This window comes from Microcoleus sp. B3-A4 (assembly GCF_036705385.1).
Classification (GTDB): Bacteria; Cyanobacteriota; Cyanobacteriia; order Cyanobacteriales; family Microcoleaceae; genus Microcoleus.
The window spans coordinates 1-9,968 of record NZ_JAUBUI010000138.1; the positions used below are offsets into that span (position 1 = coordinate 1).

Here is a 9,968-nt window from a genome sequence, read left to right on the forward strand (position 1 = left end):
ACTAATTATTAAATGGAACAGAAAAATAAAAAATAAAGGTAACTTAGTTAATGCAGTTTAGATGTTTGACAGCTTACAGGCTTTCTTACGAGCGCAATTGCTGTTCAAATTAATCATCTCGGATTGCCATACGGTATCCCCAACCAAGTTATAGTTAGGCCTCCTGAAAAAGATTCGGGTTATTTCCCTGATGTGTTGGTGCTGAATCGTGGAAATCTGGTGAACGAAACTTTGTGGCAAAAACAATCTGTCCTCAGTTTGGGTGCGTCGATACCGTTGGTAATTGAGGTTGTGTCAACCAATTGGCGGGATGATTACTATTTGAAATATGCTGATTATGAAGAGATGGGTATCCCTGAATATTGGATTGTGGATTATGCTGCGTTGGGCGGACGCAATTTTATTGGCAATCCCAAACAACCGACAATTTCTGTGTGTAACTTGGTTGATGGTGAATATCAAGTCCTCAAGTTTCGAGAGAACGATCGGATTGTATCGCAAACTTTTCCCGACTTTAACCTCACTGCAAATCAGATTTTTGAAGCTGGTTTAGTATAAGCTGAATTAAAATTTAGGCTTTCGGGCGGGCAGGATGCCCACCCCACAAGAGCTTATATTGCTTAAATTTAATCATTCCGCAAGGCTGCGATCGGATCTAAGCGAGCGGCATTCCGAGCCGGCAATACTCCAGCTAACAACCCGACGGTAAAAGACAGCCCAAAACCCGCCGCGATCGACCATACAGAAACCACAAACGGAAATTTGAACGCTGTCGAGGCCCCAAAGGCGATCGCAACTCCCAACCCAATACCCGCCGTTCCCCCCACCGTGGAAACTAAAATAGATTCCGCCATAAATTGAATTAGAATTGCTGCATTAGTAGCGCCTACCGCTTTGCGAATCCCGATTTCCTTAGTGCGTTCCACAACAGACACCAACATAATATTAGCAATACCGATGCCGCCAACCACCAAAGAAATTCCCGCGATCGCACCCACCATAACCGTAAATAAACCTATCACATTGCTGAAAGTATTAACGATCTCAGCTTGATTTACAACTCGAAAATCATCCGGTTGTGGCGGATAAATATTGTGGCGCAAGCGCATGATATTTTCCACTTGAAATTGAGCATCCGCTAAATCCGCTTCGCCCGCAGTTTCCAACCAAAAACCAGAGATCGCAATCCCCGCTAAAGAATTTCTCCCCACAATCCGCGAAGACATATTTTTGAGAGGAATATACACTCGATCGTCCTGATCGGTTCCCCCTACAGACCCCTTGCTTTCCATCACTCCAATGACCTTGTAGCGGTTTCCCTGAATGCGAATATCGGAAGATAGCGGATTAGCTCCAGGTCCAAAAAGTTCGTCCCGCACCTTAGAACCGAGGACAACTACAGGCTCAGCAGCATTCAATTCATCCTCGTTAAAAAACCGTCCTTCTTGGGGTTGAATGTTCTTCACATCTGGATAGTTTAAATCCGTTCCCAAAATCGAAGTAAATGAATTTTGTCCGCCATAAACCACTTGCACTTGGCGCTGCAAATAAGCCGAAATCGCCTTAACTGCAGGAGCTTGTTTGCCGATCGCCCTAGCGTCATCCCAAGTAAGAGTAGTAGCAGAACCGCTTCCCTGACTGACACCGCCCGATCGCGAAGCGCCGGATAAAACCAACAGCACATTTGTACCCAAAGCCTTTAACTGTTCTTCAGTTGATTTTTGTACACCCTGTCCCACCGAAGTAATGGCAATTACCGAAGATATCCCAATAATTACCCCCAGCATAGTTAAACTGGTACGCAACTTATTATTCCACAGCGCCTCTGTCGCCATGAACGCGATTTGAACATTAGAGATTTTGTTAGTACGGGGGCGAGTCTTTAATTTCATGTTATTGGTTATTGGGCATTGGGCATTGGGCATCGGGCAATTAAAACTTTCTTTCTTCTTCCTTCTTCCTTCTTCTCCTTCGCGCCCTTCGCGCCTTCGCGGTTCAATAAAAAAATCAAAACCCTAACGCAAGCGCGTTCCGCCACCCGGTTGCAAACCCGGAATCCCGCCACCCGATGGATTTTGGGATCTAGGCCGCAATCCGGGGGGGAAACTCATCAGCACTTTTTCATTTCCTTTCAAACCCGATCGCACTTCCGTCTTGTCATCCACCGTCATACCAGTCTTAATCGGCATAAAAGCAGGTTTACCATCTTCTCCACCCGCAACATAAACCCCCGTTTCCCTTTGTTGACGGACAATTGCCGCAGTCGGAACTACCAAAACATTTTTGAGTTCACCAGCCTTAAACTCAACATTCACATTCATGCCCGATCGCAGCATTTGTTTATCATCATTAATAATTGCCGCTTTTACCTCAAAACTTGTCACATTTTGCTGGACGATCGACTGAGGCGAAATTTGAGTAATTTTACCTGCAAAAGTCTTTCCCGCAAAAGCATCGGCTTGAATAGACGCAGCCTGGCCCATCTGAATCTGAGAAATATTAGTTTCTGCTACGTTTGCTACTAATTGATTTTTGGAAGCTAAGGACAAAATCGAAGAAGAAGTCGCCGAAGAAACCGCACTACCTGCGGTAGTGGGAGTCACAAAAGCGCCCGGATCGGCGTACTTGCGGGTAACAGTGCCGGTGAAAGGAGCCCGCAGCACAGTGTCGTCGATCAGCGCTTGAACGCTTTGCAGGCTGCCTCTAGCGGCGAGAACTTGGGCGCGGGCTTGGGCGATGTCTTCCGGGCGAGAACCAGCTTCTAGCAGCGCCAAAGCTTGCTGTTTTTGCTCCACAGCAGCCTGCCCCGCAGCGATGTCTTCCGGGCGTGCGCCCGATCGCGCCAGGGTCAAAGCTTGCCGTTTTTGCTCCACAGCAGCCCGCCCTGCAGCGATGTCTTCGGGGCGTGCGCCCGATCGCGCCAGGGTCAAAGCTTGCCGTTTTTGCTCGACTGCAGCCCGCGCCGCAGCGATTTCTTCAGGGCGAGTACCCGCTTGCAGCAAAGCTACAGCTTGTTCGGCTTGCCTGACTTGCGTTTGAGCTCGATCGCGCTCGGTGCGGGAGTTGTTGACAACTTGCAAAGCAAGGGCTCCGGCATTATAGAGTTCCTGATTTCTCTGAAAGTCTTCCTCAGCTTGGTTTTTCGCGTATTCGGCATCTCTGAGTTTGGCGATCGCTTGGGCAATGTCTTCAGGCCGATTGCCCTTAAGCAATTTTTGTAAATTTGCCTGTTGTTCAGCTAGTTGTGCCTCGGCTACGGCAATATCCTGGCTTCGATTGCCGTTGAGCAATTTTTGCAAGGTTGCCTGTTGTTCAGCCACTTGTGCCTCAGCTACAGCAATGTCTTGGGTTCGATTGCCGTTGAGCAATTTTTCCAGACTAGCCTGTTGTTCTGCTAACACCGCCTTAGCCACAGCAATGTCCTGCGATCGAGTGCCGTTGAGCAATTTTTGCAGGTTTGCTTCCGCGGCTGCAAGTTGTCCGCGAGTTTGGGTAAGTTGGCCTTGGAGGTTGGAGTCGTCCATGTAGGCGAGAATCTGCCCTTTTTCAACTTTATCTCCTTCCTTGACAAGCAAACTTTTGAGCATTCCTGAAGTTTTGGGGCTGACGTTAACCGAACGTTCGGGCACTATTGTACCGTTTGCCGAAATTGTAATCGGCAGGTTCAGCCTTTGGACAGCAACGGTTTTTTCCTTGCGCCTGGTTTCGCGGCTGGATTTGACTGTGAGTTGGCTGTAAGCTGTGTAGCCGACTCCTGCAAGCAGGGAAGCGGCGAGGAGTCCGCTAACCCACGGAGTCAGCTCTTTTTTTATCTGAAAGTGCTTTACTAAGTACATATAAATTAGACATATCGGGCGTCTGTTCAATTTAGACCGATCGGGAACAGAAAAGGTTCAAGAGAAGTCTGATTATGTTTTTTCGGTTGTGCCGTTATGTGCAGGTATCTTCGGATAATTTTCGATAATCAGGGCATCAGCTACGATTAATTTAGAATCTCGATCGATGAGCAACGCAGACATGAGCATTCACTTAGACTTGCGGCCGGAGTTAGAAAGTCAACTGTCTAGTGAAGCTTTGCGGCTAAAACTGCCTGTATCTGAGTACATCCTACGTGTTTTATAGCTCAGATAAGTTCTGAGCAACCCATCTAAAACTGGAGCAGAGCTGGTTGCTTATTGGCAAAGCGAAGGAGTCATCAACTCACCACCTTATATCACCGATAGTCAAGTATATGCTCGAAACCTGCGGCATCAGGCACAAACACGGACACGGACACGAACATAAGAAACGCTATGTACCTTTTAGAGACTGATGTTTTAATTGATATTCAAGGGGGTCATGCACCTGCAATTACTGGGTTTTCTAGTCTTTCAGATATACCTAGTGTTCCCGGTTTTGTTGTCATCGAGCTAATCCAAGACGCGCAGTTGTAGGCATTCCGTAAACTTTCGGGCGATCGCCCCTATAGGCAGGATATTCAAAAAGTTTCTTGCTGTTATCTAGAGGATATACGGAAAGTTTCCGCCTATCTCCCTCCAGGGTGTTTATACCGAAAGTTTCCGCCTAATAAGAAGTTAGAGGTTAGCTAGGAGTCTCAAGTATATGGATCATTACTATTACGATGGCTACCTTATTGACGATATTGTGATACGCCAATGGGCTTATGACGAAAATCTGATTCTTCACCAAGATGAAGACCTTACTCTGGGGAATGAAATTTACTTTCCACTTCTGTTTGAGTTAGCAGAGGACAGAAGCTGTCCGAAATTTCTATATATTATAGAGATAATGGATCGCTATCTTAAAAAAGAAATCCTGTATCAGAAACCGGATGCGATAAAAATTGCAAATCGAGCCATCTCGTTGGCTAAGAAATCTCAACGAGAGGAAATGAAGGAATGGCTTGAGTTATTAAAGCGAATAGTCTGGTATAAGCAAAGAATAGGAAGTGTAGACAGGGATTTAGCGATTCAAATGGGTCTAGATTTGCTAGGCAGAATACTTTATCAAAATGATATTGACATTGTTATAGCCAATGATGAGTCCTGGACTGTAGGTGTATTAACCCCTGAAGGAAATTATCCTTACAGTCAGCATCTAATAATTAGTAAATCGACAGGAGCTTTTGGTTTTCACCCATGGTATTCTTGGTAGGATATGTATGTCAGGAAAGATTAAGTTAATCGTTTTGTCTGGCTGTCTTACAGCCCTCTAACAACGCTTATGCACACCGACCGCCGAGAGCTGATCGGGGTTATGATGCAAAGGTTATTTGGGGCGGGTGATGGGCATCGTTATACCGCAATACGCTTGGGTTAGCGCTTTCCGACCAATTTCATTTCACGAATTTATGGGAGTTACAGACTTGTGAAACGAAGTCAGATTGTTCTTATCTGAACCGTATTGCTCTATAAATGAGGCTTTACGACACTTTCACCTTGCTGCAAGTGTCTGAGAATCACACCAGCCTCTATGGGTGCTTCTTGACTAAACCGATCGAACTTTTCAAAAGTTCGATCGCCAATTTCATACTCAACAAACAGCCGCTACACCCAACTCTGTAATCGCCGCCTCCGGGCCCACCAAAGAAACATACGGTTCTACAAAATATTTCTTAGCAGCATCCCGCGCTTGTGAAGCTGTCACCTGTGCAATTTCTTCTTGAAATTGCTGGTCAAATTTAATCCCCAATCCCAAAATTTCATACCAGCCTAAAACTTGGGCAATTTGCGAATTAGTTTGTTTTCCTAAAGCATATTGACCGAGCATTTTATTCTTGCAAGCTTGCAATTCTTCCTCGCTTAGTTCGGTGTTGGCGAGTCGATCGACTTCTGTACGCAATCCTTCAAAAGCAGTTGCCGTATTTTCCGGCGCCGTACCCATGTACACGACAAACTGAGCCGTGTCCAAGCGCGTCGCGTAGAGCGCGGAAACGTCGTAAGCCAAGCCCCGCTTTTCCCGCAATTCCACAAACAACCGGCTCGACAAACCGTTACCCAAATAAGTATTCAGCAACTTAATCGCTGCGTAATCGGGATTTCTGACCGAGGGTGCGAGGTAGCCCAGCATAATCACTGATTGCTGCGTATCTTGCGCTGTAACGACCGATTCAGGGGAAGGTGACAGAGGGGGGACGGTTAAAGTTGGCAGGGGTGTTAAAGGCGCTTTCCAGGATCCAAAAGTTCGATCAATCAGGGCGATCGCATCTTCGGTCGAGATTCTGCCTGCTACAGAAATAACTACATTATCGGGACGGAAATAGGTTTTGTGGAACTCTTCGAGCTCGTTTCTGGTGAGCTTTGACATAGTAGCTTCCGTGCCCAAGGGAGAGAAAGCATAGGGATGTTCCTGGTACATCGCGTGCCGCAATTGCTCGAAGGCGATCGCAAATGGCTGTTCTTGCTGCGATCGAATTGCCGATATGGCAATGCGGCGTTCGAGTTCCACTTCAGCTTCCGGGAAATTCGGCGATCGCGTCAATTGCGCCGCCAACTCCAAAATCTCCTCAAAATCCGCAGAAACCGTCTTCAAACTCACTAAAAAATAGTCTGTAGTAGAGTCGGCACTCAACCTCGCTCCCACCGATTCTACACGCTCGGCAATTTCCCGCGAAGACAGCCGATCGGTTCCCTTAGTCATTACCGCCGACAGCAAGTGACACAATCCTGCTTGTTCCGGCTGCACGTAGCGACTGCCGGCCCGCAGGAATATCCTAGCTGCAATAATATCTGCTGCTGGATTTTCTGCTGCTAAGACAACAATACCGTTGTCTAAAACCGTGCGCTGGATTTCATTTTTCATTGAATTCTTTGTTAACTGTTGACTGTTGACTGTTCGCTGTTCGCTGTTCGCTATTGGCTGCTGACTGTTCGCTGTTGATTATTGACCACAGTAACAGATACATTTAACCCGGTAAATCTAGGAATCCACCTAAATCTACTTTGTATGACATATGCTTAAAACGATCGTGACTTAATGTAACCATCGCTCTTGCTGTTTTAGTTGCAAGTTTTCTCTTACCTTTTTTCAATTAACCGTCAACCGTCAACCGTCAACCTTTATTAGATTGGTTTGAGTACCACGGCTGTATAGCGTCGGGGAGAGAGATATTGTTGAGCTAGGCGCTGGAGGTCTAAAGGTCCAAATGCTTTAATCCTGGTGGGATAGCTGAGCGCTAATTCCGCAGTGGCGATCGTATTGTAATATCCGTAAAGGCCCGCGAGCTGTCCCGGCGTTTCGAGCGAGAAAGCAAAATCGTTGCACAGCAAACGCTTACAGCGGAGCAATTCGACCTCGGAAACCGGCTCAGACTGCAATTGCCAAAGTCGATCGCAAATCCGAGATTCCACCTGTTCAATATCTTTTGCGTCCAAGACTGCACTGATAGTAAATAAACTCGATTCCCGTTGCAGCGAGAAAGTGCTGTCGATCGCCTCTACTAATTGTAATTCTTCCCGCAGTTCCCTGACTAAACGCGAAGTCCGCCCGTGTGCCAGCAACACCGACAGCAAATCCAAGCCGCAAGCACTTTGCAAGTGTTCAACTCCCGGGCCCGTCCACGCCATCATCAGCCGCGCTTGTTCCAATCGGGGGAGACATAGTTCCTGACGGCGAATTTCTATCAGTGGCGGTTCCGCCTCTGCGGTTAATTTGGGACAATCCCACCGATCGGAAAACTGCTCGAAAGCTTTCCCCGTAATATCTCTGGCCTGTTGTTCATCAATTCCCCCGACTACCACCACAGTCATATTTTCCGGCTGATAGTGCGATCGGTGGAAACAGCGCATTTCGTAGGGAGTTCGCGACATCAGCAGTTCTTCCGTGCCCAATACCGAGCGCCTGTAGGGATGTCGCTGGTAAACTGTTTCCATCAGGGCTTGGAAACCCAGCCAATCGGGATCGTCTTGAGCTTGACGGATTTCTTCGAGCACCACATCTCGCTCGCGATCGAATTCCCGATCTGGAATCGAAGCCCGCAGCAGCAATTCTGCCAGTGGCTGCGCTGTTTCTGCTAAATAATCAGCCGCAGCGTTGACGAAAAAATGCGCGTAGTCGTGACTTGTAGCTGCGTTGGCGACACCGCCGCGATTTTCGATTACCTGGTCAAATTCTCCAGGGGCGATCGAATCCGTCCCTTTAAATATCATGTGTTCTAGAAAATGAGCCATTCCCGACCATGAATCCGGCTCCAGCGTAGCGCCAGCCCTCACCCACACGTCTAGCGCGACCACCGGTGTGGCCGAAATCCGCTGGTGAATGACCGTTAACCCATTATTCAGCTTCCAGACATTGGCTGGGAACTCTAAAGCAGTGAGCAGTTGAGACAAGCTAGTTATTCTTAAACTTTAGTTAACTTCGGCTGCAACTATGGTAGCGCTTTACAGCTCTGCGATCGGGATTAATTGATACAGAAATCATCACTCATCTGCCATTCATCCTTACTCATCTGTTGTTTTTTGCTTTTTGCTTTTTTTCAAGCAGTCTCAAATACTTACCATTTTTTTGCTCAAAAGTCAATAGGTTTCACGGGATATTAATTAATCAGTCGGGAGAAAGAGGATGTTATCAGAATATATCAATAAATTAAGAGATGTAAGAACACTAACGACCTTGAGAGGAGAAACAACAGATGGTAGCTACTCTAGAAGATACCAAGCGCCAAGCGATCGCAACTAAATTAGCAGACATGAAAGCGCTGCAAAACCTGTTGATCGCCAACGAGCAATTGTTCATCAATTCTTGCAACGACTCCGAACTAGCCCAGCGCTTCCGGGATATGCTCGAAGACGATCGCAAAAACTTGGGCGTATTAGAAACCGTAATCGTTCAATACGGAATTCAAACCGAGCCCAAAGAAACCAGCACAAAAATGATTGAAGAAGTTCAGAAACTCATGCAAGGTTCTGAACTCACATTGTTTGAAAAAGTCACCCAGCACGAACTGCTCAAACACAAACAAACAATGGCTGGTTTGTTAATTCACAAAGCTGCTCAAGTAGTCGGCGCCGACATCGAAGCTGCCATTACCCCCCTCAACACAGTTAACTTTGAGAACCGCGCTCACCAAGAACAACTCAAAGGAGTTATGGAAATCTTGGGCGTACGCGAACTGACCGGCAAAGACCCCGACCAAGGCGTTTGGGCGCGCGTGCAAGATGCAATGGCAGCAATGACCGGCATCATCGGCGGTGCAGTTACCCGCAGCAAAGATGAGATGAACATCACCGAAATCATCTCAATGGATCACCGCAAAACCGATACCCTATTTATGGAGATCGCAAGCACCGACGATCCTCAAAAACTGCAAGAATTCTTCGGTCAACTTTACAAAGACCTCAGCGTTCACGCCGAAGCAGAAGAACAAGTTGTTTATCCAGCAGTTCGCAGCTACTACGGCAATACTCAAGAACTGTACAGCGAGCAAGTAGAAATGAAGCAGATGCTCGCCCAAATTAAGGCTCTCAACCCCAGTTCCTCTGATTTCAAAGCCCAAATCAAACAGCTCCAAACAGCGGTTCAAGATCACGTTCGACAAGAAGAAAACGATATGTTCCCTCACATTCGCCGCAACCTGAGCGAAGCACAAATGGAACAAATGGCTACTCAATTCAAAGCAGCCAAAAGCACGATCCAGCAAGAAATGGCTAACATGAAATAATTCAGCAGCGAGCTAATTGTAGCTCTAGGTGAGCTAAAAACTAGCTAAACTGCAACCTATCAATCCCGCTACCCACGTAGCGGGATTACTGTTTTGTGAAAAGTCACCAATGTTCAACAACAAATATCAAATCTGTTAAGCTCCTGTCCATTTAAATTGTATTTAGATGGCGGACTTTCCTGCCCCCCACCAGAGTAAAAGAAACTTTTACCATGCCATTTAAATGCGTAGGTTAAGCTGCTACGCAGCTAAACCGGATAAAATAGCATTGCCTTTATTTTTGATTTTTCGCTCCCATTTGATAACCATT

At 46.8% G+C, this 9,968-nt stretch carries 7 protein-coding genes and 1 pseudogene; 4 read left to right on the forward strand and 4 right to left on the reverse strand.

Annotated elements, in window-relative coordinates; translation table 11 throughout:
* Positions 1–90: 90 nt before the first annotated feature.
* A pseudogene (locus tag QUB33_RS28090) lies at positions 91–558 on the forward strand (Uma2 family endonuclease); the annotation flags it as partial.
* Between the two features lie 68 nt (positions 559–626).
* Here QUB33_RS28090 and QUB33_RS28095 read toward each other — a convergent pair.
* Entirely contained in the window at positions 627–1,892 is a 1,266-nt protein-coding gene (locus QUB33_RS28095) for an ABC transporter permease (protein WP_333357498.1), read from the reverse strand.
* A gap of 123 nt (positions 1,893–2,015) precedes the next feature.
* Positions 2,016–3,836 carry an efflux RND transporter periplasmic adaptor subunit gene (locus QUB33_RS28100; protein WP_333357501.1) on the reverse strand — a complete coding sequence of 607 codons (1,821 nt, stop codon included), beginning with the start codon at positions 3,834–3,836 and terminating at the stop codon, positions 2,016–2,018.
* A 456-nt stretch (positions 3,837–4,292) separates the two neighbouring features.
* Here QUB33_RS28100 and QUB33_RS28105 point away from each other — a divergent pair, with 456 nt between their 5' ends.
* The gene (locus QUB33_RS28105; protein ID WP_333357504.1) at positions 4,293–4,433 is read left to right on the forward strand and encodes a hypothetical protein; all 141 of its coding nucleotides are present in this window, start codon (positions 4,293–4,295) and stop codon (positions 4,431–4,433) included.
* Between the two features lie 169 nt (positions 4,434–4,602).
* Complete coding sequence (locus QUB33_RS28110) at positions 4,603–5,154, forward strand: hypothetical protein (protein ID WP_333357507.1); 552 nt, start codon at positions 4,603–4,605, stop codon at positions 5,152–5,154.
* A 378-nt stretch (positions 5,155–5,532) separates the two neighbouring features.
* On the opposite strand, the gene QUB33_RS28115 is transcribed toward QUB33_RS28110, so the two are convergent.
* Positions 5,533–6,801, reverse strand: coding sequence for a pitrilysin family protein (locus QUB33_RS28115; protein WP_333357510.1), 1,269 nt, complete (start codon positions 6,799–6,801; stop codon positions 5,533–5,535).
* 260 nt (positions 6,802–7,061) lie between these two features.
* Positions 7,062–8,327, reverse strand: a complete 1,266-nt coding sequence (locus QUB33_RS28120) for a pitrilysin family protein (RefSeq protein ID WP_333357513.1) — start codon at positions 8,325–8,327, stop codon at positions 7,062–7,064.
* A gap of 302 nt (positions 8,328–8,629) precedes the next feature.
* On the opposite strand from QUB33_RS28120, the gene QUB33_RS28125 reads away from it, so the two are divergent.
* On the forward strand, positions 8,630–9,658 hold the full coding sequence (locus tag QUB33_RS28125; RefSeq protein WP_333357516.1) for a hemerythrin domain-containing protein: 1,029 nt from the start codon (positions 8,630–8,632) through the stop codon (positions 9,656–9,658).
* The last annotated feature ends 310 nt before the right edge of the window (positions 9,659–9,968 follow it).

Excerpts from the sequence above, each read along its gene's own strand:
- QUB33_RS28105 (WP_333357504.1), top strand. The coding sequence starts at position 4,293 with ATGTACCTTTTAGAGACTGATGTTTTAATTGATATTCAAGGGGGTCAT.
- QUB33_RS28100 (WP_333357501.1), bottom strand. The coding sequence starts at position 3,836 with ATGTACTTAGTAAAGCACTTTCAGATAAAAAAAGAGCTGACTCCGTGG.
- QUB33_RS28125 (WP_333357516.1), top strand. The coding sequence starts at position 8,630 with ATGGTAGCTACTCTAGAAGATACCAAGCGCCAAGCGATCGCAACTAAA.
- QUB33_RS28110 (WP_333357507.1), top strand. The coding sequence starts at position 4,603 with ATGGATCATTACTATTACGATGGCTACCTTATTGACGATATTGTGATA.
- QUB33_RS28095 (WP_333357498.1), bottom strand. The coding sequence starts at position 1,892 with ATGAAATTAAAGACTCGCCCCCGTACTAACAAAATCTCTAATGTTCAA.
- QUB33_RS28115 (WP_333357510.1), bottom strand. The coding sequence starts at position 6,801 with ATGAAAAATGAAATCCAGCGCACGGTTTTAGACAACGGTATTGTTGTC.